We start from the raw sequence: 23,647 nt of genomic DNA, 5'->3' as shown, positions 1-23,647 counted from the left end.
AGGAACGAGAATGGCATCAGTATTTGTTAATGGATTACCACAACAGCAAATTAACCCACTGGATAGAGGTTTAGCCTACGGTGATGGTGCATTTGCCACCATGCGTGTGTTACAGGGTAAGGTGTTATTCATTGATGAACATATTGAGCGATTGCAGCAAGCATGTTTGCGTTTGGGCTTTGCATTACAAAATCAACTTGAGTTAATAAATCAGCTTGAGCAGCACGGCCAGGTTTTAAACCAAGGCTGTATCAAAATACTCATTAGCCGCGGTGTAGGAGGTCGAGGTTACAGTGCCCCAGACATTGTGGAGCAAACAAGCGTCATTTCCTTACATGATATTCCCGCTCACTATCAGCAATGGCAACAGCAGGGGATCAGTTTATCTTTAGCGGCGATTAGCTTAGCGCGCCAACCAATACTTGCTGGGATGAAACACCTTAATCGGCTTGAGCAAGTGCTGATAAAGCAAAACCTATTACCACAAGGTTGCGATGACTGGCTGGTACTTGACACCGATGGCAATGTGGTTGAATCATCAATGGCCAATGTCTTTATTGTAGAAGGCCAAAATGTTTATACCCCAGCAATCAGCCACAGCGGTGTATCAGGGGTGATGCGACAACAAGTTATTATCGCGTTATTAGAAAACAACATTAACGTTTACGCTGAACCAATCAGCTTATCCAGGCTTAAGCAAGCAGATCATGTTTTTATCAGCAACAGCCTGTTGGGCGTTGTTAATATTAATCATCTTGATGATAACCAATATTCCAGCTGGCCTATGAGCCATAACTTAATTAAACAGTTACAATTATCACTCTAATATGAAAAAAATACTGACCGTTTTACTCGCATTTTTGATGACCCTAACCACAGTGGCTTGCATTGTCGGTTACTGGGGATATCAACAGATAATTGCTTATCCCAATCAGACTCTCACCGTCGATGCGCCTGTTGAGTTAACTATTTCACAGGGCATGAATGTCACCAAGCTTGCTAAAGATTTAGAGCATAAACAATGGCTAACAGATAGCTGGAAATTAAAATATCTGGTTAAGCTTAAACCTGAATATGCCCATATCAAAACAGGCTTATATCAAATTGAGCCGGGTGACAGCTTGGCCTCTTTACTGAATAAGATTAATTCGGGTGACCAAATCAGCTTTTCAGTAACGTTAATCGAAGGCAAGACCATTAAGGAATGGCAACAAGTGTTGGCCACATCACCGCATCTAACTTTTGATGAGCAAGTGTTCAATCGAGTGTTATTGAAAAATGGTGACGATTCAAATTTACCAGAAGGTAAGTTTTTCCCTGAGACCTATCAATATCATGCAGGCGATAGTTTAGAGTCGGTGCTGCAACGCAGTTATACATTAATGCAAACCACTTTAGAGGCTGCGTGGCAACAGCGCGATAAAGATCTTAAACTAAAAACACCCTATGAGTTATTGATCATTGCTTCAATCATCGAAAAAGAAACAGGCAAGCCAGAAGAGCGCGATTGGGTCGCTGCAGTATTTAATAATCGCTTAAAATTAGGCATGCGTCTTCAAACAGATCCGACCGTTATTTATGGCATGGGCGATCGCTACCAAGGTAATATCACTCGCAGTGATTTACGAGAACACACGGCATTTAATACTTATCGTATAAATGGTTTACCGCCAACACCGATTGCAGCGCCAAGTAAAGCTGCTTTGTTTGCAGCAGCAAAACCTGCTGAAGTCGATTATTTATACTTTGTCTCAAGAAATGATGGCAGCCATGTTTTTTCAAAGACACTTGCAAAACATAACCGTGCAGTTAACGAATATCAGAGAAATAGAAAATGAGTAAAAACAACGCTAAATTCATTACAATTGAAGGATTAGAAGGCGCGGGTAAGTCCAGCGCAGTTGAATTAGTAAAGCAAATTATTACAGACCATTGTCATCAAGCGCCAATATGCACCCGTGAGCCAGGCGGTACGCCATTAGCAGAAAAAATTAGAGATTTAGTCAAAATTGCTGATGATAGTGATCCACTGTGTGATGAGGCTGAATGTTTACTGTTTTACGCAGCCCGTACTCAGTTAATTTCAAATGTCATTAAGCCCGCTTTAGCCAACGGAACTTGGGTATTAGGCGATAGACATAACCTCTCGTCGTTAGCTTACCAAGGCGGCGGTAGAGGATTAATGCCATTAGTAAAATCCATTAGTGATGCTTGTTTACAGGGCTTCAAGCCCGATTTAACCCTTTATTTAGATATTGAACCGCAATTAGGCTTAGCCCGCGCAGCCAAACGTGGTGAGTTAGATCGCATCGAGCAACAAGAATTGGATTTCTTTATTCGTGCTCGAGAAACCTTTTTAGCGTTTGCTGCTGAAGATAGCTCAATTTTAGTTATTGATGCTAGTAAACCCATTGATCAAGTCCATGAACAGATCCGAGTCGCATTAGCAGCGAATCTTGTGTAATGGTAATGACCTTGATTAAAACAGCGTAAAGTGAGTCATTGATGCAAGCTTTTGGATTAAATCAGTTGCCCTGGTTAGATGAACCGTTTCAGCGATTCTTAAATGAGTTAGCAAACGGGCATAGTGCTCACGCACAACTGTTAACCATAGATACCGGTCTAGGAGGGTATTTATTTGCTCATGAAATGGCCCATGCCGCCATGTGCCAAAACTTAACCCCTGTTGGGGCATGCGGTCAATGTAAAAGCTGTCTGTTATTTAAAGCGGGAACACACCCTGATTGTCATGTGATTAAAGCTGATGGCAATCAAATCAAGGTCGATCAAATTCGCGACTTATGTCAAAAATTAACGGTCACAGCCCAGCAAGGCGGTCAACGTGTCGCCATTATTCAAAACTGCGAGCAATTTAATTTAGCGTCAGCCAATGCGTTATTAAAAACCTTAGAAGAGCCGGGTAATAATATTTTAATTATTTTACAAACAGACGTGCCTTCAAGATTGTTAGCAACCATTAAAAGTCGCTGCCAGAATGTGGCCTTTAATGCCCCTGATAGACGCCAAGTATTAGCTTGGCTGTCTTCCCATCAATTATTACCACAACCTCCTTATGGCGAGAAAGCCCATGATGTGACTTGGTGTTTAAGTATGATTGGTGGGCCGTTGAAATTAGCTGAAAGCCTAGGTAATCAACATTACCAACAACTACTGCAATATCGAGTCGATTGGGCAAACAGTATTAAATCAGGACATTTGACTGGCAGTTTAATTAAGTTATCAGAGCAACAAATTATTGATGCACTTAATGTTTTATATTTGTACTTAAGGCAATATGTGTTAAAAAGTAAAGAGCTCGACGCATTAGCTGCGAGTAACATCATTGGTTTCTCATCGAAAGTCGCGCAAATGTGCCAAAAATTAGCGACGATGGCGAGTATAAACGCGCCTGCATTATGTCAAGACTACATTCTTGAATTTAGACAACTTATTCATTACAGACAATAGAATTACACTATGACCGATCTTGTTGTAAATTTTGATACTCTGCACCAGTTGTACAGAGCATATATGCCATTCATTAAACCTGCGGGTTTGTTTATTTCGACCACAGAAAGCCACTTTCTAGGTCAGGAGTTATCCATAGCTTATAAGTTGCCAGGTACTTCACAAATGGCTGATTTTCAAGGTGTGGTGGTGTGGATTAATCCACTTGGTGCATCAGGCGGCCGACCTGCGGGTATTGGCGTAAAAATAAAAACCGATCCTGAAAGTCATAAACATCATATTGAAAAGCTGCTTTCTACTCAGTTATCTTCAAGTGACATGACTTGTACCATGTAATAGTTAAACAAGGGTACTGTAAAGGTTCTTCCTCTATCATAGGTTTTATTTGGCTAATACAATTAAGTTAAACAAAAAATGTCAAAACCAAATCTAACCTTTGATTAAACTGTGGTAACTGCTGATATGAAAATCAGCTTGAAAGATAATCCTCCCCTAGGTATTCTTGCTGGCTTGTTTAAGCCTTTAAAGAATCATCATGTTAATCGACTCTCACTGTCATCTAGACCGCTTAAAATCCGCGCCAGATCAAGCTAGTTTGCACGCTATTGTAGATGCTGCAAAATCTCGCGGGGTTGAATATCTTCTTTGTGTTAATGTTCGCCAGCAAGGTTTTGAAGCCATGCGCGATAAAATGGCCGACTTTGATAATATATTCTTATCATCAGGGGTGCATCCACTAGACGTTAAAGACGGTCTCAATGTCAGTGAAATTAAGCAATTTGCCACTGATAAAAAAGTCGTGGCAATTGGTGAAACCGGCCTTGATTATTTTTATGCCCCTGAAACGAAAGTATTGCAGCAACAATGCTTTGAACAACAAATAGCCTTAGCCGTAGAGGTGAATAAGCCGCTGATTGTTCACACTCGTGATGCCCGCGAAGATACTATTAACATGTTAAAAGCTGGCTACGCAGACAAAGTGGGTGGGGTATTGCATTGTTTTACAGAAAACTGGGAAATGGCCAAAGCAGCGATTGATTTAGGTTTTTATATCTCGGTGTCAGGTATTGTCACTTTTAAAAATGCCGGTGAACTTCGTAGCGTGATCCGTAAAGTACCTAAAGACAGGCTACTGGTTGAAACTGACTCACCGTATTTAGCGCCAGTACCGCACAGAGGGCAAGAAAACCAACCAGCTTTTGTGCGAGATGTTGCTGAGTTTGTTGCCGAGTTACGGGGTGAGAAATATATCGATTTAGCCGAATATACCACGGAGAACTTTTTTAACTTGTTCAAAGAGGCTGCAATATTAGCCAAGCGTTAACTTACGCTTTTGTGGTAAATTTTGATATTAAGTTTAGGCTGAATTTTAGGCAAAAAGAGACCCAAAACTATCCAATTGTTCTGGGTCTAGGGGAACGGCTCTTTTAGAAAAGAGCCTTGCGCTACTGTCGAAAACCAATTTCACTAAAAATCTTACTTCTCAGTATAGACCCGTTAATCATACTTTGCCTAAAAATCGCGCAACAGGTCAGTGTTTTATGCCGCAATAGCTTAACAACTAGCGCCTACTGATAATTGTTAAACGATAAAAGTCGCTGAATTATCGGCAATAAAGTGTATCTACTCTATTTTATCTTTTACCAATTCTCTTGGTAAATTATTTTTCAATCTATGGCCTAAATGCTTTACCACCCCTAATGGACTGTGGTGATGAGTGACAATCATTTCGCCCTTTGGGGTTAAGTCTAAATCGCTAAAGCTATCAGTGGCGATATCACGGCCCATTAAAAAGTCTTTCGCTTGTTGAGCATCAAGTTCGATAATTTTATCGTCTGAGCTGATATAGCGCCTAAGGCAGATAATGGCTTCATGTTTCACCTTAAAGCCTTTTTTCATCACATCGGCCAATTTGACCCCAATGCGTTGATAACGCATTAAACCGGTGAAATCGTTAAATTCAGCTGGAAATAACCAATACTCATCATCACGGATCATCACCGTATGATCTGCAGGTAAAGTGAGATTAAAGGTGGTGCTAAAGTATTGTTCAATGGCGGATACTTGTTTGGCATTCGCAACAGAAAACGGGAAGTTACGCTGAGGCTTAGGCTGCTTTTTAATTCGTTCAACAGATGCGGTTTTAGCAATTTTAGCGACGAAGAAACCTTCGCTATCATAAATTTGTGGCCAAACGTGTAAAAAACCTTCTTGGGTACAGGCTTGTTCTGCGCCAGGGAATAAATCAGTTAGAGGAATAAATTCAACCGCATCGGCATAGGTTTGTTTTAAAAATTGACAAATTTGCTGATTTTCAAGCTGACTTAAGGTGCAAGTGGAATAAACCAATGTGCCACCGGGCTTTAAGGCTAAAAAGGCGGATTGGATCAGCTGTTTTTGAGTCTCGGCAATATCAACAACATCATCTAATTGCCAGTTTTTAAGCGCATTAACGTCTTTTCTAACCGTACCTTCGCCACCGCATGGTGCATCGAGCAACACAGCATCAAACTTTTCAAATAAATACTCCCCAAAGACTTTGCCATCAAAATGGGTGAGGGCACATTGCTTTACGCCCATTCTAAGCACGTTGGCGTGCAAAATTTTAACGCGACTGGCAGAGTACTCATTAGCAATTAATAAGCCTTGATTATCCATTAAGGCGGCTAACTGAGTCGTTTTTGAGCCAGGCGCTGAGGCGACATCGAGGATCAGTTTACTGTGGTTATCATTTTGTAGCAGCGCAACAGGTGGCAACATCGAACTGGCTTCTTGGATATAAAATAAGCCTTGAATATGCTCAATCATATTACCAATTTGCACATCATCGCTGACTGAAACCCAAAACCCTTCAGCGCACCAAGGGATAGCTTCAAACTGCCAGCCATTATCAGTCATTATTTGGGTAAATTGCGCCACGGAAATCTTTAAAGTATTTACTCTGATTGATTTACGTAAAGGACGATTACAGGCAGCAATAAAGTCGTCCATATTAAGATGTGCGGGGAGTTCTGTAGCAATATGGGTTAAGTATTGCGGATTTATTTGAGCCATAGTAAAAATATCGATAAAACAACTGTGTAATAATGCGATAGATTATATCATGCATTTTCACGGTGTCGCTCACCCTGTTAAAGAAAGCGCAACCAACACATTCGCTAACAGATGATGTTGAAAACTACAGCTGTGAAAAATAACGGAGTATTCAGTGCTAAATAGAGTTTGGTTGTTTTTTTTCTTAACGGCAGCAATCGCCATAATCGTGCAATTGTTTAATGGCCATGTTGAGGTATTAGGGGAGTCGGTTAAAGCTATTTTTAGTAGCGCTAAGTTAGCTGCTGAAATATCCATTGGCTTAATTGGTGTATTAGCGCTATGGATGGGGCTGATGCAAGTGGGTGAGAAAGCCGGTGTGGTTACGGTATTTGCTAAACTATTTGAGCCGTTATTATCAAAGTTAATGCCAGAGGTGCCAAGGGGGCATAAAGCTTACGGCAGTATCACCATGAATCTCACCGCAAACATGTTAGGCCTAGACAATGCAGCTACGCCGCTTGGTCTTAAAGCGATGCAAGACTTACAAAGCCTAAACCCAAATAAAGACGTGGCGACCAATGCGCAGATCTTGTTTTTAGTGCTCAATACTTCCTCAGTCACTTTAGTGCCAGTGACGGTATTTTTGTATCGAGCTCAGCAAGGTGCAGTCAATCCTGCAGATGTGTTTTTACCTATTCTATTAACCACAGTGGCATCAACCTTAGTGGGTTTATCTGTCGTGGCAATTGTTCAGCGTATTTCTTTAATCAATAGTGTGGTGCTGGCTTATGGCGCAACTTTGTTTAGTATATTAATTGCGGGTGTGTTTTATTTATTAACCCTATCTGCTGAAGCCATTGGAACATTATCGACTGTATTAGGTAATGGCATATTATTAGCCTTAATTATGAGTTTTATCCTGATTGCTGGTTACCGCAAAGTCGCCATTTATGATGAGTTTGTCGAAGGGGCCAAAAGCGGTTTTTCCCAAGCAATAATGTTAATTCCATATTTGTTGGCAATGTTACTCGCCATTGGATTATTGCGCTCATCGGGCGCCCTTGACTTTGCCCTTCAAGGCATAGCAGGCCTAGTGAGCTTGTTGGGGTTTGACAGCCGTTTTGTCGATGCCATGCCTACGGCGTTAATGAAACCATTTAGTGGTTCAGGGGCAAGGGCGATGATGTTAGAAACGATGGAGCATCATGGGGTAGACTCTTTTGCGGGTCGTTTATCGGCGATTTTTCAAGGAAGCACAGAAACCACCTTTTATGTACTTGCGGTGTACTTTGGCTCTGTCGGTATTCGAAATAGCCGCCATGCATTGGGCTGTGGCTTAGCGGCAGACGTCGGCGGAATAATGGCTGCCATCGCCGTTTGTTATTGGTTTTATGGCTAAGCACAACAGCTATTAAACGAGCAATAAAAAATCGGCAAATGCCGATTTTTTATAGGATGTTATCTACGCGCAGAAAGGTTATAAAGGCTTCACTTGTTCAGGTTTCCATTTACGCCATTCGGCTTTCATTTTGTTATGCAGGGTAAATCTTTCATCGAGAGCTAATTGATTCGTTTTATCCGTTACTTCCTCGGTCACGACTGAAATGCCACCTGAAAGCAGCGTTTCAAGAGAGCCTGTTTCAATTTGAGCGCCAGAGAAAATACCCACTTCAAGTTTTATACCTGATGCATCCCAAAACTGACTTGTTTGATTCACTAAGTGGGCATATTGTTTTTCAATGTGTGAATACATTATTACTTGGTTGCCATTGTAAGATAATGAGTAACCATCCACTTGCCCAATAGCAATACCTCTGAAGAAAATTGGGGTGCCAATTTTTATCGAACCAAGCTGACTATCAACTAGGGTCACTTTTAATGCATCTTCATCGATATCCGCATCGTAACGCGCAGCTAGGAGACCATCAAACTGTGTTGCTTGTCGTTCTGACGTGCCAGGTAACACGCCAATGTAAGGGCCGGTTATCAAGGTTTCTGGCGCTTTAATACCCACTAATGAAATTTGTGCATCGACGACAAAAAATTCACTGTCTTCTTTGGTGAAATGTTGTGCGTATTCACCATAAAGATAAGCACTCACGGTTAAGTTGGCTAAGTCTTGATTGAGTTTAACCTGTTGGATCACACCCACTTGATGGCCTTGATAACGAATCGCTGCTTTTGCAGCTACTTTGGCATCAGCTGGTAGTGATAGTGTTATGGCTTTGGCCTGTTTTAGGGCCAGCTCTTTAGAATCATATAAACGAGTTTGATTGCCTTGTTGGTTTTCTGGCAACAAACCTAGGCTAATACTGCCTTTTAAGGCGCCTTCTAATGGAGCGATATCAACATCAATGCCAGATAAACTTGCATTGATACTGGCGGCATCATTTCGCCAAAATACGCTGTTACTTCGAACCAAGTTAGTAAACCTTTTTTGAATGGCCACCGTGATTGAAAACTTATCAGTTTGACTGTTCCAATTTACTTCTGAGACAGAGCCAATACGCATTTTTTTGTAATAAACCGGTGAGCCATGAGCTAAACCTGCGCCATCAATACTGTCTAGCGCCAAGGTACTCATTGATGATTTATTCAAGGCCGTTAAGGCTTGATCAGCAGATTGATATAACGAAAATTTTGCTTGAGGTTTAACTACAGCCTTAGCTTTACCTGGCACCAAAGATACAGCGCCAGCAAGCAGGGTATTAATATCTCGGGTTTTGACCTTTACGCCATCTAAGGAGGCATCTATGGCAAGCGCCGATTCAGACACAAAATAACTGTCCACAGTGAGTAATGATGAATATTCAGGCTGAATGTCCACTGAGTATTCAACACGGCTAAAGTCATCAGATAATTTTACTTGGCTAATCTCACCAATAGGCATTTGTTTGTAACGCACCTCAGCCCCAGCGCTTAAACCACTGTGTTCATCAGACGTTAATTTGATGGTCAACTGGCTAGCTTGCATAAGGTCCGGTGCTTGAGATTGTAATTGATACTCTTGTGGCAGCGCGTTGTCGCTCACTCCAGGTAGTACATTGACTACACTACCAGTGATCAACCTTGCAGCGTGCTTAACGCCCTCTAAAGAAATATCAGCACCTGCAATCCAAAATTGGGTATCTGCGTTTAATAAGTGTTGGTATTGACTATCAAACTTAGCTAAAAACTTCACGCCGTTTTCAGTTAGTTGGGTTTGATGAATCTTACCCACATCAATGCCGCGATAAACTAACGTTGAGCCTTGATTAATCTCATCAGCATTATCGGCTAGCAGAGTGAATTCGATGCCTTTGACAGCACTTTCTTCATCAGGGTAAAGCACAAAGTTGTCACCATTTTGCGCCGCGGCAGAATTAGCGACTGAATTAAAACTAATTCCGCCAGCGAGCAGCGATGCCAAGCTTTCGGTATTGACTTTAATGCCCGACATAGACGCATCAATTTTTAGACCTGACACGTTCCAGAACTGGGACTCTTGTGTCACTAAATGGGCGTACTGTTGCTCGATAAACGTGCTGATATTAATGGTATCGCTGTCAATTAAGCGATAGTTTACAACTTTCCCTACAGGTATTTGACGGTAAAACACCATTGAGCCGATATCCAGTGAGCCTAATTTTGAGGTGGTCAGCGTAATAAGCACCCCATTAGTATCAGGAAGCATAGTTGGCGCATCTTTTAAGGCGACAAATTCAGATGCTGAGCTGCCATCACCGGGTTGAACGGCAATATAATTGCCTGAAAACAAGGTATCTAAACCTTCAATACCAGTGATACTGGCTTTAGGCGTGACCAACCAGAACTTGGAATTTTTATTGAGAAATGGTTCAGAGCGATAATCCATAATAATTTTGACATTAACGCCAGACAATTCATTGTCGATACTGATATCTGTCACCTTACCAACGGTCAAACCTTGGTATTTGACTAAGGTTTTACCGATATCGATACCAACGGCATTAGGGAAGTGCACAATAATCTCGATACCTGATTCTTTGATGCTTTTTACACCAAGCCAAGCGCCAAGGGCCAAGGCAACAATCGGTAATAACCAAATCGGCGAGAATAATTTCTTTTTAACAACTTTTGGTGATTCAATTTGTGTCATTGTTTTTTTCCAAGCGATCCCAAAGTAAACGAGTATCTAATACCTTTGCTGCTAACTGAGTCAGTAAAATGACTAACGCAAATGCGGTTGCTGCAGGTGCGGGTTTAGCATCAAGTAATTGCCCCATATTAACGACGGCGACAGTTAACGCAATAACAAATAAATCCAGCATCGACCATCTGCCAATCCATTCAATAATATGAAAGCCTATCATGAGTTTCTTTTTAGAAACTGGCAGATTAAAGCTAATAGCGATTAAGTAAATCGCTAAGCCTATAATTTTTAGCCAAGGCACCAATATACTGGCAGTAAAGACAATAATGGCAATAGGGATCATGTCAGAGTGAACCAAATGCACAATACCAGTAAATATGGTGTCATAGGTGACTTTGCCCTGATTGGTGAGCACAGTGATTGGGTAGATATTAGCTGGGATCAGCAAAATGGCTGCGGTAATCAATAACGCCCAACTTTGCTGTAAACTGGCATGATTACGTGTTTGGATTTTAGAATCACAGCGACTACAACGGTCACGACTGATGTTATTGATTTTTCGACAAACAGTGCATAAACAAAAACCGATTTGTATTCCTTGCCGCGCAGGAGTGTTAGCGCTCATAAGCCATTCCCCACATATGTTCTAAATTATATTCCCGTTGTAAAAATAAGATAACTAAAAACAGCATACAAAAACAGAAGGTGCCCATGCCTAAATAAATATCTGAGAAGTCAGACAAGTTAAACGCTGCTACTAAAAATGAAATGACGTAAATTTCAAGCATAGTAAGTTGCGATAAGGTCGCATGGTTTTTAAGCAGTGCGCGATATGTCTTTTGCCAAAAACAGGAGTGCAATTTAAGTTTAACTATGGTGACTTGTAATAAAATCGATAAAATTAATAATCCCGGGGCAATGACCGCTGCCGCCATCACAGCGATGCCAACTATCCAATAACCTTGCAGCCACACCGTCACAGCCGTTTCAAAAACTGTTGTTGTTCGCACACTGCCTAAAAAGTTGATTTCTATGATGGGTAAAAAGTTAGCCGGAATATAAAATAATAATGCCGCGATACACAAGGCAAGCATGCCATTGATTGAGCAGTAAGGAACGTCATAAAGTGCCGTATGGCAGCGAGGGCATAACGCGCGAACATTAGACGGTAAGGCGCGCTTTTGAACGGCTAAGTCACAGGAGCGGCATAATATAATGGTGTTCGGGTCAAGACTTTTCGGCATAGATAAAGGAAAACCGTCCATGTAGTGAAATATTAATGAGCAATAAAATAATAAAAAACGCTTTGTTTTGATTAAAAACACAGTGGAAATATTATTTATCAAGTTACAATAAAACCTAATAATACCAGAATAATCAGAATACTTGCATCAGAAGTTAGTTCTATGACACTCTATGCACTGTATATAAAAACAGTAAGAGGTTAATCATGGCTGTAATAACAAAGTTTGTCGTGGTAAGAGAAGGGGTTGAGAAGATGACGTTTACATCTAAGAAAGAAGCTGACGCCTACGACAAAATGCTCGACATTGCTGATAACTTAGTTCCTTTTATTACTAGCGCTGAGCTGGAAATTGAGGACAATAGTGTCGAGAAGCTTGCATTTTATCTTGCTTCTAACAAAGATGAGCTCGCAAACTTATTAAAAGGGATCGTCAAGCCAAAAGTGGCCACGCCCAAAGCTGCAACTAAAAAAGCCACTAAGAAAGCGGCCGCAGAATAAAAATATAATCTAGGATAGAAAATGAAAGCTGAGCTTTATGACACATTGAACCGACAAGTATTAGCATTGATGGAAGGTGAAGATGACCTTATCGCTGGTATGGCAAATTTTTCAGCACTGTTGAACGATAATTTAGATGACATTAATTGGGTTGGTTTTTATATCAAGCGTAATGACCAATTAGTTTTAGGTCCATTTCAAGGGAAAGTTGCCTGTACACGCATTGTTATTGGTAAAGGTGTATGCGGCACAGCAGCGGCAAATGATGAAACACAATTAGTGGCAGATGTGCATCAATTTGCAGGACATATTGCCTGTGATGCTGCCAGTAATTCTGAAATTGTAGTCCCTGTTCGCCAAGGCAATGACGTAGTTGCGGTATTAGATATTGATAGCCCATCATTGAATCGTTTTGATACAGACGATAGAAAAGGCTTAGAAATGCTAGTAAAAAGCTTTGAATCTTGCCTATTTGCTTAATTAGCGACCAAATATAGCAAATTGCGGGTCGCAATCGCTGCCATGAGCTTTATAATACCGAACAGCGCGCATTGCTATGGATAAAATTTATTTACTGTAAAATTACAGCTAAGTGAGTTAATTTGTTAAAGCATGTTTCAATTGCTTTAGCAATCGAATAAGAAGTGCTAATTTGAACGTTAAGCAAGATCTGTTTAACGAAAGATAAACGACTGTACTCGCAAAGAAAGCTGAGACTCAGTCCCTTTTATAACGTGGAAGTAAAAATGGAATCAACAGACAAGTTGACCGACACCAACGCAGTTTTAGCGTATTTATATGAAACATTTCCTTTATGCTTTATTGCAGAAGGTGAAACTAAGCCATTAAAAATTGGGTTGTTTCAAGATTTAGCTGCTAGGTTGGCTGATGATTCTAAAGTAAGTAAAACACAATTACGTGTAGCACTTAGACGTTATACAAGCAGCTGGCGCTACTTGAAAGGCGTTAAAGCGGGTGTTCAACGTATCGATCTTGACGGTCAAGATTGTGGCGAATTGGAGCAAGAACATATTGACCACGCTCAACAAACGTTGAAAGAAGGTCAAGAAAAAGCCAAAGCTAAGCGTCAAGCTGTAGCGGCTAAAGCGGCCCCTAAAAAGCCAGCAAGAAAACCTGCAGCTAAAGCGCCGGTTAAAAAAGACCGTCCAGCTAAGCCTGCAAAACCTGCAGCACCTAAAATTAATTATGTTGCTGCAAAATTTGACGAGCTTAAGCAAAAACAACGTGTTAGTGTCAAGTTAGGACAGAACCCAGTACCTGGTGTTATCACTGACATTAAGAAAGAAGATATCCATGTCCAGCTAGATACGGGTTTAATTGTTAAAGTTCGTGCAGAGCATATTTTATTATCGTGATCATTTAAGGAGTAACTTGTTGATGCGAAAACTCACTTTGGCTGCGTCGATTGCCACTTTATTTGTCGGTTTTTCGGCTTGGGCAATTTCACCAACGATTCAAATCAACGAGTTACCTAAACTTGAGCAAGAGCCTCAACATAAGGTTGCGAGTAAAAGGGTAACGAATTTATTTACTCGTTCTCATTATCATCGCTTTAACCTTGATGATGCTTTTTCTGAGTTGATTTACGACAGATATTTGCAACAACTTGATTTTCGTCGCAATGTTCTGACTCAAGCTGATGTTGATACTTTTAAACAGTATCAACATCTGTTTGATGATATGGTCAAATCTGGCAATATCTCACCTGCCTTTGATATGTACTCCCTAGTACAAAAACGTCGTTATGAACGTTTTACTTATGCACTTACTTTACTTGATAAAGAATTCGACTTTACCGAAGCTGGTGACGCTTACGAATTCGATCGTGAAGAAGCTGCTTGGCCAAAAGATGAAGCTGAGCTCAATGAGCTATGGCGTCAACGAGTTAAATATGACGCACTGAATCTAAAACTTGCTGGTAAAGATTGGAAAGAAACCGTCGAAGTATTAGGCAAGCGCTATAACAATGCCATCAAGCGTTTAAGTCAAACACAAAGCGAAGATGTATTCCAAGGTGTGATGAATGCCTTTGCGCGTACTGTAGAACCCCATACCAGTTACTTGTCTCCTCGTAATGCAGAACGTTTCCAAATGGAAATGAACTTAAGCCTTGAAGGCATTGGCGCTGTACTGCAAATGGATGATGACTATACTATTATTAAAAGTTTAGTTGCTGGTGGCCCCGCTGCTACCAGTGAAAAATTATCACCTGAAGATAAAATTATTGGCGTAGGCCAAAAAGACGGTGAAATTGTTGATGTTATCGGTTGGCGATTAGACGATGTTGTAGAGTTAATTAAAGGCCCAAAAGGCAGTGAAGTTAACTTACAAATTTTACCTAAAAAAGGTGGCGCCAATGCAAAAGCATTTGAAGTGACCATTATCCGCGACAAAATTCGTTTAGAAGATCGCGCAGCAACATCAAAAGTGATTGAGCCAACAGAAGGAGACTATGCCAACCGTAAAGTCGGTGTCATTCAAATCCCAGGCTTTTACATGAACTTGTCAGTTGATGTAGAAAAAGAATTGGTTAAATTAAAAGAGCAAAACGTTGAAGGCGTTATCATTGATTTACGTCGCAATGGCGGCGGAGCCTTAACAGAAGCCACATTATTAACCGGTTTGTTTATTGATATGGGCCCAGTGGTTCAGATTCGTGATGCCAACGGCCGTGTGACTCAAAACCGCGATAATGATGGCAAGAGTGCATATGATGGCCCGTTAACTGTCATGGTTGATCGTTATAGTGCATCAGCTTCTGAAATTTTTGCTGCGGCATTGCAAGATTACGATAGAGCCTTAATCGTAGGTGAAGCCAGTTTTGGTAAAGGTACTGTGCAGCAGCACAAGAGCCTTGGCAGAATTTATGATATGTACGAAAAACCTATCGGTCATGTGCAATACACCATTGCTAAGTTCTATCGCATTAATGGTGGCAGTACCCAGCTTAAAGGTGTCACACCCGATATTATGTTCCCAAGTGCATTGGAGCCGGGTGAATACGGTGAGTCTGAAGAGAAAAATGCACTGCCATGGGATAAGGTTCCTGTAGCGCAATACGGCACCCTCGGTAATATCAAACCTGAATTAGTGACAAAGCTTGATGAAAAACATCAGCAACGTATTAAAGCAGATGTTGAGTTTGGCTATATCTTTGAAGATATCGCTGAGTTTAAGAAGCACCACGATGATAAAACCATTTCATTAGTTGAAAGTGAGCGAATCGCTTCACGTGAAGATGATGATAAACGCTTACTTGATCGAACCAATGAACGTCGTGTTAAAAATGGTTTAGAGCCGTTAGCCTCTTTAGATGACGATGAAGAAATCGAAGACAGTGCAGATACTAACACTGAGGCAACTGAAGTTGCACAAGCAAGTGATGAAGAAGCTGAAGATGAGTTAGTTGAGCCAGATGCTTTCTTAGAAGAAACAGCATTAATCACTTTAGACATGGTTGATGCAAAGAAACTCGCAGTGAAGTAAACTTTATTTCGTGCCAAAAAAACGCGCTTTTAGCGCGTTTTTTATTAAGTAAATTTTAGCTCTAACAAGAGCAGTGTTATTCAAGGATTACCTATGACTCAAGCACAAGCAAAACATCTTAAAGATTATAAATCACCTTTATTTACCATTAGCCATATAGCGCTAGATTTTGATTTAAATGGTGCAGAAACTCAGGTCGTTGCAAAGAGTAAAATCCAAAGAGTTGGCGAGCACAAAGAAGCGCTGCATTTAGTTGGTGAACAAATTCAGTTAACGTCAGTGTTAATTAATGGCCACAAAGCTAACTATAAAACAGAAAATAACCAGCTTATCATTGACACAGAGCTAACAGACTTTGAATTAACGGTTGTTACTAAACAAGACCCTGAAGCGAATTCAAGCCTTGAAGGTTTGTATATGTCTGATGGCGCTTATTGCACTCAGTGTGAAGCAGAAGGCTTCAGACGTATTACTTATTTCCTCGACCGCCCAGATGTTTTAGCTATTTACAGTGTCAGAATCGAAGCAGATAAAGCAGCGTTTCCTTTTTTATTGAGTAACGGTAATTTAGTCGAGCAGGGCACATGTGCTGATGAAAGTCGCCACTTTGTTCGTTGGCAAGACCCTTTCCCAAAACCGAGTTACTTATTTGCATTAGTTGCAGGTGATTTTGATTTATTAGAGGATAAATTTATCACCCGTAGTGGCCGAGAAGTAAAACTACAAGTATTTGTGGATAAGGGTAATTTACATAAAGCCAACCACGCCATGGTGTCATTGCAAAAGTCGATGGCATGGGATGAGTCGCGTTTTGATTTAGAGTATGACTTAGATATCTACATGATAGTCGCGGTAGATTTTTTCAACATGGGTGCAATGGAAAATAAAGGCCTCAATGTATTTAATACCAAGTATGTATTAGCAGATACCGCCAGCGCGACAGATGAAGACTATCATGGCATTGAATCCGTTGTTGGGCATGAGTATTTCCATAACTGGACAGGTAACCGAGTGACTTGTCGTGATTGGTTCCAATTAAGCCTTAAAGAAGGGCTCACGGTATTTAGAGATCAAGAATTTAGTTCCGATTTAGGTTCTCGCGCTGTTAACCGCATTCAAGCTATTCGTGTCATGAAAAATCAACAGTTTGCCGAAGATGCTGGACCTATGTCACATCCTATTCGCCCTGAATCTGTCATTGAAATGAATAACTTCTATACCGTGACCGTTTATAACAAAGGCGCAGAAGTCATTCGCATGATGCACACCATTTTAGGTGAAGCTAAATTCCAGCTAGGAATGAAGTGTTATTTTGAGCGTCATGATGGTCAAGCTGTAACCTGCGATGACTTTGTCAACGCGATGGAAACAGCAAGCGGAATCGATTTGTCTCAATTTAGACGCTGGTATAGGCAAGCAGGCACTCCGGTGCTTAAAGTAACAGATCACTATAATGCTGCGACTAAGCAATATTCACTGACTGTTGCACAATCTGTGATGTCTAACGGTGTTGCAGGGGAGGTATTACATATCCCGTTCAGCATTGAGCTACTCGATACTCAAGGTCAGTCAGTTGCTAATACCGTGTTAGATGTAAAACAAGCACAGGAAACCTTTGTGTTTGACAATATTGCGTCAGCGCCAATTCCATCATTATTACAAGACTTTTCAGCGCCAGTAAGACTTGATTATCAATTTAATGTTGATCAGTTAGTGCACTTAACGCGCTACGCATCAAGCGAAGTGGCTCGCTGGGAAGCATCTGTTGGGTTATTTAGCCAAGCCGTGTGGCAAAACGTCGCCAGTCTTGAAGCGAAAGAAACGATGCATTTAGATGCCAGAGTCATTGAAGCTGTTAGAGGAATTATCCTCGATGAAAGTATCGATAAAGCGCTAGTGGCTGAGATTTTGGCATTCCCAAGTGCTGCAGCATTAATTGAACAAGTAGAGACAGTGAACTTAGATGCCTTGGCGGCTGCAAGAGAGTTTGTGGTTAATGAAATCGCAGAGTCTTGTTTAGACGAGCTGGTAACGCGCTATCGTAGCTTGATTAATGAAGATAATGCAGCAAGTCGTGCATTTAAGAATATTTGCTTAAGTTTGTTGTCTAAAGTGTCTTCTGAATATGAAGACTTGGTGATTAACCAATATCAGCAAGCTTCAAATATGACAGATAGCTTAGGCGCATTAAAAGCGGCAGTCTCGGGCCAGTTGACTTGTCAGCAGTCATTAATGCAAGATTTTGAGCAAAAGTGGCTAAAAACGCCGCTAGTGATGGATAAGTGGTTTAGCTTACAAGCCTCGCAAAATACCGCAGATGTGTTGGAGGTTATTAAAGGGCTCACTGAGCATGAAAGTTTTAGTTTCAATAACCCTAATCGCGTACGCTCATTAATTGGATTTTTCGTAGCGGCAAACACCTATCAATTCCATGATGCTTCAGGTAAAGGTTACCAGTATCTCACTGATGTGTTGATCAAGCTTAACGAGTTAAACCCACAAATAGCGGCAAGAATGATCACTCCGCTTATTCAATTCAGCAAGTTTGACGAAAACCGTCAGCAACTGATGAAAGCATCGTTACAGCGATTAAAAGCATTACCGAATTTATCGAAAGATTTATTCGAGAAAGTTGAAAAGGCGTTAGAGCAAGCTTAACTATCGTTTATAACAATTAACGCCCACAAGGGTTTAAGTAAATTATTGTGGGCTTTTTTATAGGGTTTTACCGAGTCATCATGGAATTTTATTTTTCAATATATGTAAGCTTTAATGATTTTCTGCCTTTTTACCAGGGCGTGGTAAAAAACGTCGAAGTTCTAGACCGTAACGGCAAAGTATTACATATAAATGGTAAGTATTTCAGACCATTTGTAACGGCCTCAGGCATCCATGGCAGTTTCATTTTACACCTCAATACCTCAGGTAATTTCATTTCACTAAACAAGATTTAGAGTATTTACTTAAAACGGTCGATTGCTTAGAGAGTGTTAAATTAGCTGGAGTTATCACCTCTAACTTATTGAAAGTTAACAATTACATTTAAAGATTACTTACGGCTCATATATTTAAGCCATTCAATTCAAATCAGTCTGACTTTTTTTACCCATAAAATCATCTAACTGCACCAATTCATTCATAAATTTTCTTTTTTTTGAACTTGCCGAACCATGTTAATTGCTGTAACAATGGTGTTACCTGTAGGCTAACAAAATGTTGGTTTAAATCCTATAACAACGAATCCGGCAGGTTACGGAGAGAAGCAAAATGAATATTGTTAAAAGACGCTTTAACAAGTCGGCACTCGCTTTGGGGGTGGTGTCGGCATTAACTTTGGGGATGAGCAGTAGCGTTAATGCTGTTTCATTTGATTGGGGAGAAGTACGCGGTACTTTCGATTCTACTTGGACTGTCGGAGCTAGCTGGCGTGTGTCTGATAGAGATTGGGAAGGACAGATCGGTAAGGTCAACCAACCTCAAATGGATTGGTCTAATTACTCTGCCTTTGGTGGGGCTTTTGGCGAAACACCCATCTATACTACGGCTCAAATTTGGGACCAAGCAGGTTCTTACTCAAGTAACAACGACCTGAGTAACCTACTGTATTCGAAAGGGGATACCACCTCTGAACGTTTCAAAGGGTTACATGAACTGTCACTAGAGTATAAAAATTTCGGTTTGTTTGTTCGTGGTATGTACTTCTACGATACTAAAATCAGCGATGGTGATTATGACTTTAATGACCCGCTAACTGGCAAAGAATTTGATCCGTGTGAAGATAGCCGCGCATCAGAAGTGCAATGTAAAGACATTCGCTTATTAGATGCTTTTGTATACGGTAATTTCGATTTAAATGATGGCAAAAACCCATTATCAGTCCGTGTGGGTAACCAAGTTGTATCTTGGGGGGAAAGCACCTTAATACCTCATGGTATTGGTGTGATTAACCCAGTCGATTTAAATATTCTCAATGCACCGGGTGCCGAGCTTAAAGAAGCATTTCGTCCGCAAGGCATGGTGTGGGCTTCATTAGGTCTAACTGAAAATTTAAACGTTGAAGCTTATTACCAATATGATTGGGAGCCAATTTGGGTACCAACACCTGGTTCTAACTTCGCGACAAACGATTTTGCTGGTTTTGGCGGTTATAGCCAAAATGCACAGTTAGGTTTTAACGCTAACCCTGATATTAATCTTGAATTCTTAATGTCTGAATATGCTTCACTTTATGGTGCAGCTGCTGCAGCTAATTTTGACCCTGCATTCGCTGCTTATATGGTGCCATACGCAACTAAAGTTGCGTTAATTCAGGATGAAGAAGAGCCTGCAGATGATGGCCAATATGGTATCAAACTAGGTTATTACGCGCCTAATTTCGGTGAAACTGAATTTGGCTTGTATTACATGAATTACCATAGTCGCCGCCCTATCATCAGTGGTACAGCATCAAACTTTACCAGTGAAGCTGTGGCTCGTGATTATGGCCGTTTAGCTGCAAGTGGCGGTGAAATTGACCGCGAACTTATGCTAAGCATGGAAACATTTACTAAAGCACAAATTGTTTACCCTGAAGATATTCAATTATATGGCGCAAGTTTTAACACTTTAGTGGGCGACACCTCAGTAGCTGGTGAAGTATCTCATCGTATTGATGAGCCTTTACAAATTGATGATGTTGAATTGTTATTTGCTGGTATGCCTGAGCAGCTTGCAAATGCAGGACTTCGTCCTGATCTAGAAGGCCTATCGCAAATCGAAGGCGTACAGCCCGGTGAGACTATTGATGGTTTCATTTTATCTGATACCACTCAAGCTCAGTTCACTTTAACCCATTTATTTGGTCCAACTTGGGGGACAGATAATTTAGTGATGCTCGCTGAGGTTGGCGGCGTGTGGATCCATGACATGCCAGGATTTGATGAGCTACGTTTAAATGGCCCAGGAACAGCTCGTTCTGGTGGCAATCCTGATATGCCAGGCATTATCGAAGCACTGCATGATGGTCCTGAAACTAATCCGTTCCCTACTGATTTTGCTTGGGGATATCGTTTAGTTGCTAAGGCTGACTTTAACAATGTCTTTGCCGGTGTGAATATGTCACCTCGGGTGATTTTCTCTCACGATGTTGACGGTATTACACCAGATCCAATGTTCTTATTTACTGAAGGGCGTAAGTCTGTGGCTGTTGGTCTAAACTTTGACTATCGCAGTCGCTGGGGGGCAGATGTGTCCTATAACAGCTTCTTTGGTGGCGTAGGCACAACTAATGCAATGACTGATAGAGATTATGTCTCTTTCAACGTCAAGTATTCGATCTAAAAGGATAATAATAATGAAGAAACTGACGATATTATCGGCTGCTGTCATGTTATCGCTGACTGCACCAGTAGCGATGGCGAAAGTATCAGAAGCCGAAGCTGCAAAATTAGGTACTGAATTAACCCCTTTAGGGGCAGTTATGGCTGCTAATGCTGATGGCTCTATCCCTGCATGGGATAAGGGTATTACATCAGCACCAGCTGGGTATGAGAAGGGCATGCATCATCCAGACCCTTTTCCAAACGATAAAGTGTTATTTACTATTACCAATGCTAACAAAGCACAATATGCTGAGTTTTTAACACCGGGTCAGGTGAAGTTATTTGAGCTTTATCCAGATACCTACAAAATGAATGTCTATGAGACTCGTCGTACTGCGTCTGTTCCTCAGTATGTTTACGAAGCCACTAAAGCGAATGCGTTAAACGCTGAATTAGTTTCAAATGGTAATGGCGTGAGTGGGGCATCTATTGGTGTACCATTTCCTATTCCATCAACTGGTTTAGAGGTGATTTGGAACCATATCTTGCGTTATCGCGGTGTTGATGTGGAAACTTATCGTAGCCAAGCTTCACCAACAAAAAGTGGCTCTTACACCTTGATCGAAACCGCTGAAGAGATCCGTTTTGAATATAGCCGTCCAGAGATCACGCTAGATAAACTCGCTGAAACGAATACCTTGTTTTTCTTTAAACAAGTTGTTCGTCAGCCTGCACGTCTTGCTGGTACTGCATTGTTAGTTAAAGAAACCATGGATCAAGAAGCATTACCTCGTCAAGCATGGACTTATAACACTGGCCAACGCCGCGTGCGTAAAGCGCCAAATGTTGCTTTTGATACGCCGGGTACTGTTTCAGATGGTTTAAGAACCACAGATGATTTTGACATGTTCAACGGCTCGCCAGTGCGTTATAACTGGGAACTCGTTGGTAAGAAAGAAGTTTATATCCCTTACAATGATTACAAACTTCATTCTGATGCACTTGAATATGATCAAATCCTAAAACCTGGTCATATCAATCCTGAGTATGCTCGTTGGGAAAAACACCGTGTTTGGGAAGTAAAAGCAACTCTTAAAGACGGTATGCGTCATATCTATAAAACGCGTGTTTTCTATATTGATGAAGATTCATGGCAAGTATCGTTGACCGATATGTATGATAACCGTGATGAGCTTTATCGTGTAGGTACTGCACATTCTATCAACTACTATGAAGTTCCAACTCATTGGAGTACGTTAGAAATTTTCCACGATTTACAATCTCGTCGTTACTTGGCTATGGGATTAGATAACGAAGGCCGCATGTATAATTTTGATGCCAAGCTTTCTGAAGCTAATTTCACACCTGATGCGCTGCGTCGCGCAGGTATTCGCTAAGACCTTTATGGGGCGCATCATGCGCCCCAGCTATTCTTAAGGAAGTTTGTATGTCGTTTCGCACACTTCGCAATGTTGCCGTAATCAGTGTTAGCTGCTTTTTCGGTGTTGCATCAGCAAATGTTCAATTTGATCCGCTCAGCGTTCAACTCCAACCCCTTGCTCAATCATCTTTAGTGTTAGATATTGCTAACGCTGGCGATAAGCTAGTTGCTGTTGGTGAACGTGGCCATGTTTTAGTCAAACAACAACAATGGCAACAAGTGACTACGCCTGTTATCGCGCACTTAACCAAAGTATTTTTCCTCGATGAGATGCAAGGCTGGGCCGTGGGTCATGATGCAACCATCATTCATACCCAAGACGGTGGTTTAACTTGGACCTTACAATTTCAGTCATTTGAAATTGAAAAGCCGTTATTAGATATTTTATTTTTTGATGATAAAAACGGTATAGCGGTTGGGGCATATGGCTTGTTTTATCGCACCGAGGATGGCGGTCAAAACTGGCAAGAAGAATTCCATGAAGAGTTATTATTCGAAGAAGATATTGGTTATTTAGCGGATTTAAAAGCTGAAGATGAAGCACTGTATTTATCTGAACGCGCAGCGTTACTACCGCATTTTAACCGTGTTATTCAATTAGCTGACAATAGTTTATTAATGGTTGGCGAACTGGGGTTAGTCGCCACATCAATTGATAATGGTAAAACCTTTACTGCACATGATTTTATTTATGACGGTTCAATGTTTAATGCCATTGAAACGGATAAAAATATCTTTTTGATGGGGCTTCGTGGTCATGTTTTTGTTACCGATAAACAATTTTCACAATGGAGTGAAATTAAATTACCGGTTAAGTCAACGATACATAACGCTTATATCAACACAGATGGTTCAATTTACTTAGTTGGTAACGCTGGCATGATCATTGAGCTCAATAATAAGCTTGAGGCCAAAGTCATAGCTCGCAGACAAGGTGAAAACATTGTTGCTGTAGCCAGTGATAATCAAGGGGAACTTTGGTTTGCAGGTACTAAAGGCTTATTCCAACTTAAGTAGCCATAACAAATAGCCATCACAAA

The 23,647-nt window shown here is 40.9% G+C and carries 20 protein-coding genes; 16 read left to right on the top strand and 4 right to left on the bottom strand.

Going from position 1 to position 23,647, the window contains the following annotated elements; translation table 11 throughout:
• Positions 1-10: 10 nt before the first annotated feature.
• The 6 genes from pabC (at position 11) to Q4533_RS03565 (ending at position 4,792) form a co-directional block, all read left to right on the top strand.
• Positions 11-826, top strand: a complete 816-nt coding sequence (pabC, locus tag Q4533_RS03590) for an aminodeoxychorismate lyase (protein WP_102520018.1) — start codon at positions 11-13, stop codon at positions 824-826.
• 1 nt (position 827) lies between these two features.
• Positions 828-1,838 (top strand): endolytic transglycosylase MltG, encoded by a 1,011-nt coding sequence (gene mltG / locus Q4533_RS03585; RefSeq protein ID WP_303501918.1) that lies wholly within the window; start codon positions 828-830, stop codon positions 1,836-1,838.
• Positions 1,835-2,464: a dTMP kinase gene (tmk, locus tag Q4533_RS03580; protein ID WP_102437847.1), complete on the top strand. Its 630-nt coding sequence runs from the start codon at positions 1,835-1,837 to the stop codon at positions 2,462-2,464. Before mltG ends, tmk begins: the two co-directional genes overlap by 4 nt.
• Positions 2,465-2,505: 41 nt before the next feature.
• Positions 2,506-3,468, top strand: a complete 963-nt coding sequence (gene holB / locus Q4533_RS03575) for a DNA polymerase III subunit delta' (RefSeq protein ID WP_102437845.1) — start codon at positions 2,506-2,508, stop codon at positions 3,466-3,468.
• A 9-nt stretch (positions 3,469-3,477) separates the two neighbouring features.
• A complete protein-coding gene (locus Q4533_RS03570; RefSeq protein WP_076536275.1) occupies positions 3,478-3,804 on the top strand; it encodes a PilZ domain-containing protein in 327 nt (108 codons plus the stop codon).
• 199 nt (positions 3,805-4,003) lie between these two features.
• On the top strand, positions 4,004-4,792 hold the full coding sequence (locus Q4533_RS03565) for a TatD family hydrolase (RefSeq protein WP_102437843.1): 789 nt from the start codon (positions 4,004-4,006) through the stop codon (positions 4,790-4,792).
• 299 nt (positions 4,793-5,091) lie between these two features.
• On the opposite strand, the gene rsmF is transcribed toward Q4533_RS03565, so the two are convergent.
• Entirely contained in the window at positions 5,092-6,522 is a 1,431-nt protein-coding gene (gene rsmF, locus Q4533_RS03560) for a 16S rRNA (cytosine(1407)-C(5))-methyltransferase RsmF (RefSeq protein WP_102437841.1), read from the bottom strand.
• Positions 6,523-6,676: 154 nt separating this feature from the next.
• On the opposite strand from rsmF, the gene Q4533_RS03555 reads away from it, so the two are divergent.
• Positions 6,677-7,903, top strand: a complete 1,227-nt coding sequence (locus tag Q4533_RS03555; protein ID WP_102437839.1) for a nucleoside recognition domain-containing protein — start codon at positions 6,677-6,679, stop codon at positions 7,901-7,903.
• A gap of 78 nt (positions 7,904-7,981) precedes the next feature.
• Here Q4533_RS03555 and Q4533_RS03550 read toward each other — a convergent pair whose 3' ends face one another.
• Genes Q4533_RS03550 through Q4533_RS03540 form a run of 3 tightly spaced genes read right to left on the bottom strand, consistent with a single transcriptional unit; the run spans position 7,982 to position 11,859 of the window.
• Positions 7,982-10,621, bottom strand: a complete 2,640-nt coding sequence (locus tag Q4533_RS03550) for an MlaD family protein (protein WP_303501916.1) — start codon at positions 10,619-10,621, stop codon at positions 7,982-7,984.
• Positions 10,608-11,240 (bottom strand): paraquat-inducible protein A, encoded by a 633-nt coding sequence (locus tag Q4533_RS03545; RefSeq protein ID WP_102437835.1) that lies wholly within the window; start codon positions 11,238-11,240, stop codon positions 10,608-10,610. Before Q4533_RS03545 ends, Q4533_RS03550 begins: the two co-directional genes overlap by 14 nt.
• Complete coding sequence (locus tag Q4533_RS03540) at positions 11,230-11,859, bottom strand: paraquat-inducible protein A (RefSeq protein ID WP_102437903.1); 630 nt, start codon at positions 11,857-11,859, stop codon at positions 11,230-11,232. The genes Q4533_RS03545 and Q4533_RS03540 overlap by 11 nt, the downstream gene beginning before the upstream one ends.
• A gap of 206 nt (positions 11,860-12,065) precedes the next feature.
• Here Q4533_RS03540 and Q4533_RS03535 point away from each other — a divergent pair, with 206 nt between their 5' ends.
• The 9 genes from Q4533_RS03535 to Q4533_RS03495 all read left to right on the top strand — a co-directional run bounded on the left by Q4533_RS03535 (position 12,066) and on the right by Q4533_RS03495 (position 23,624).
• Positions 12,066-12,359, top strand: coding sequence for a YebG family protein (locus Q4533_RS03535; protein ID WP_303501914.1), 294 nt, complete (start codon positions 12,066-12,068; stop codon positions 12,357-12,359).
• 21 nt (positions 12,360-12,380) lie between these two features.
• Positions 12,381-12,839: a GAF domain-containing protein gene (locus Q4533_RS03530; protein WP_303501913.1), complete on the top strand. Its 459-nt coding sequence runs from the start codon at positions 12,381-12,383 to the stop codon at positions 12,837-12,839.
• A 266-nt stretch (positions 12,840-13,105) separates the two neighbouring features.
• A complete protein-coding gene (proQ, locus tag Q4533_RS03525) occupies positions 13,106-13,735 on the top strand; it encodes an RNA chaperone ProQ (RefSeq protein ID WP_102437829.1) in 630 nt (209 codons plus the stop codon).
• A 22-nt stretch (positions 13,736-13,757) separates the two neighbouring features.
• Complete coding sequence (gene prc / locus Q4533_RS03520) at positions 13,758-15,866, top strand: carboxy terminal-processing peptidase (protein WP_303501912.1); 2,109 nt, start codon at positions 13,758-13,760, stop codon at positions 15,864-15,866.
• A gap of 93 nt (positions 15,867-15,959) precedes the next feature.
• Positions 15,960-18,524: an aminopeptidase N gene (gene pepN, locus Q4533_RS03515; RefSeq protein ID WP_303409875.1), complete on the top strand. Its 2,565-nt coding sequence runs from the start codon at positions 15,960-15,962 to the stop codon at positions 18,522-18,524.
• An 80-nt stretch (positions 18,525-18,604) separates the two neighbouring features.
• Positions 18,605-18,820, top strand: a complete 216-nt coding sequence (locus Q4533_RS03510; protein WP_102437823.1) for a DUF2835 domain-containing protein — start codon at positions 18,605-18,607, stop codon at positions 18,818-18,820.
• 313 nt (positions 18,821-19,133) lie between these two features.
• Entirely contained in the window at positions 19,134-21,185 is a 2,052-nt protein-coding gene (locus Q4533_RS03505) for a DUF1302 domain-containing protein (RefSeq protein ID WP_303501908.1), read from the top strand.
• A gap of 13 nt (positions 21,186-21,198) precedes the next feature.
• Positions 21,199-22,563 carry a DUF1329 domain-containing protein gene (locus tag Q4533_RS03500; RefSeq protein ID WP_102477260.1) on the top strand — a complete coding sequence of 455 codons (1,365 nt, stop codon included), beginning with the start codon at positions 21,199-21,201 and terminating at the stop codon, positions 22,561-22,563.
• A gap of 50 nt (positions 22,564-22,613) precedes the next feature.
• Positions 22,614-23,624 (top strand): YCF48-related protein, encoded by a 1,011-nt coding sequence (locus tag Q4533_RS03495; RefSeq protein WP_102437817.1) that lies wholly within the window; start codon positions 22,614-22,616, stop codon positions 23,622-23,624.
• Positions 23,625-23,647 lie beyond the last annotated feature (23 nt).

It is taken from the genome of Shewanella sp. 6_MG-2023 (assembly GCF_030547195.1).
GTDB lineage: Bacteria > Pseudomonadota > Gammaproteobacteria > Enterobacterales > Shewanellaceae > Shewanella.
The sequence above is the reverse complement of the archived record's forward strand: the minus strand, read 5'-3'. Positions and strand labels throughout refer to the sequence as shown.

Bases quoted from the DNA above. Each gene is read 5' to 3' on its own strand.
- pabC (WP_102520018.1), top strand. From the start codon at position 11: ATGGCATCAGTATTTGTTAATGGATTACCACAACAGCAAATTAACCCA.
- mltG (WP_303501918.1), top strand. From the start codon at position 828: ATGAAAAAAATACTGACCGTTTTACTCGCATTTTTGATGACCCTAACC.
- tmk (WP_102437847.1), top strand. From the start codon at position 1,835: ATGAGTAAAAACAACGCTAAATTCATTACAATTGAAGGATTAGAAGGC.
- holB (WP_102437845.1), top strand. From the start codon at position 2,506: ATGCAAGCTTTTGGATTAAATCAGTTGCCCTGGTTAGATGAACCGTTT.
- Q4533_RS03570 (WP_076536275.1), top strand. From the start codon at position 3,478: ATGACCGATCTTGTTGTAAATTTTGATACTCTGCACCAGTTGTACAGA.
- Q4533_RS03565 (WP_102437843.1), top strand. From the start codon at position 4,004: ATGTTAATCGACTCTCACTGTCATCTAGACCGCTTAAAATCCGCGCCA.
- rsmF (WP_102437841.1), bottom strand. From the start codon at position 6,522: ATGGCTCAAATAAATCCGCAATACTTAACCCATATTGCTACAGAACTC.
- Q4533_RS03550 (WP_303501916.1), bottom strand. From the start codon at position 10,621: ATGACACAAATTGAATCACCAAAAGTTGTTAAAAAGAAATTATTCTCG.
- Q4533_RS03545 (WP_102437835.1), bottom strand. From the start codon at position 11,240: ATGAGCGCTAACACTCCTGCGCGGCAAGGAATACAAATCGGTTTTTGT.
- Q4533_RS03540 (WP_102437903.1), bottom strand. From the start codon at position 11,859: ATGCCGAAAAGTCTTGACCCGAACACCATTATATTATGCCGCTCCTGT.
- Q4533_RS03535 (WP_303501914.1), top strand. From the start codon at position 12,066: ATGGCTGTAATAACAAAGTTTGTCGTGGTAAGAGAAGGGGTTGAGAAG.
- Q4533_RS03530 (WP_303501913.1), top strand. From the start codon at position 12,381: ATGAAAGCTGAGCTTTATGACACATTGAACCGACAAGTATTAGCATTG.
- proQ (WP_102437829.1), top strand. From the start codon at position 13,106: ATGGAATCAACAGACAAGTTGACCGACACCAACGCAGTTTTAGCGTAT.
- prc (WP_303501912.1), top strand. From the start codon at position 13,758: ATGCGAAAACTCACTTTGGCTGCGTCGATTGCCACTTTATTTGTCGGT.
- pepN (WP_303409875.1), top strand. From the start codon at position 15,960: ATGACTCAAGCACAAGCAAAACATCTTAAAGATTATAAATCACCTTTA.
- Q4533_RS03510 (WP_102437823.1), top strand. From the start codon at position 18,605: ATGGAATTTTATTTTTCAATATATGTAAGCTTTAATGATTTTCTGCCT.
- Q4533_RS03505 (WP_303501908.1), top strand. From the start codon at position 19,134: ATGAATATTGTTAAAAGACGCTTTAACAAGTCGGCACTCGCTTTGGGG.
- Q4533_RS03500 (WP_102477260.1), top strand. From the start codon at position 21,199: ATGAAGAAACTGACGATATTATCGGCTGCTGTCATGTTATCGCTGACT.
- Q4533_RS03495 (WP_102437817.1), top strand. From the start codon at position 22,614: ATGTCGTTTCGCACACTTCGCAATGTTGCCGTAATCAGTGTTAGCTGC.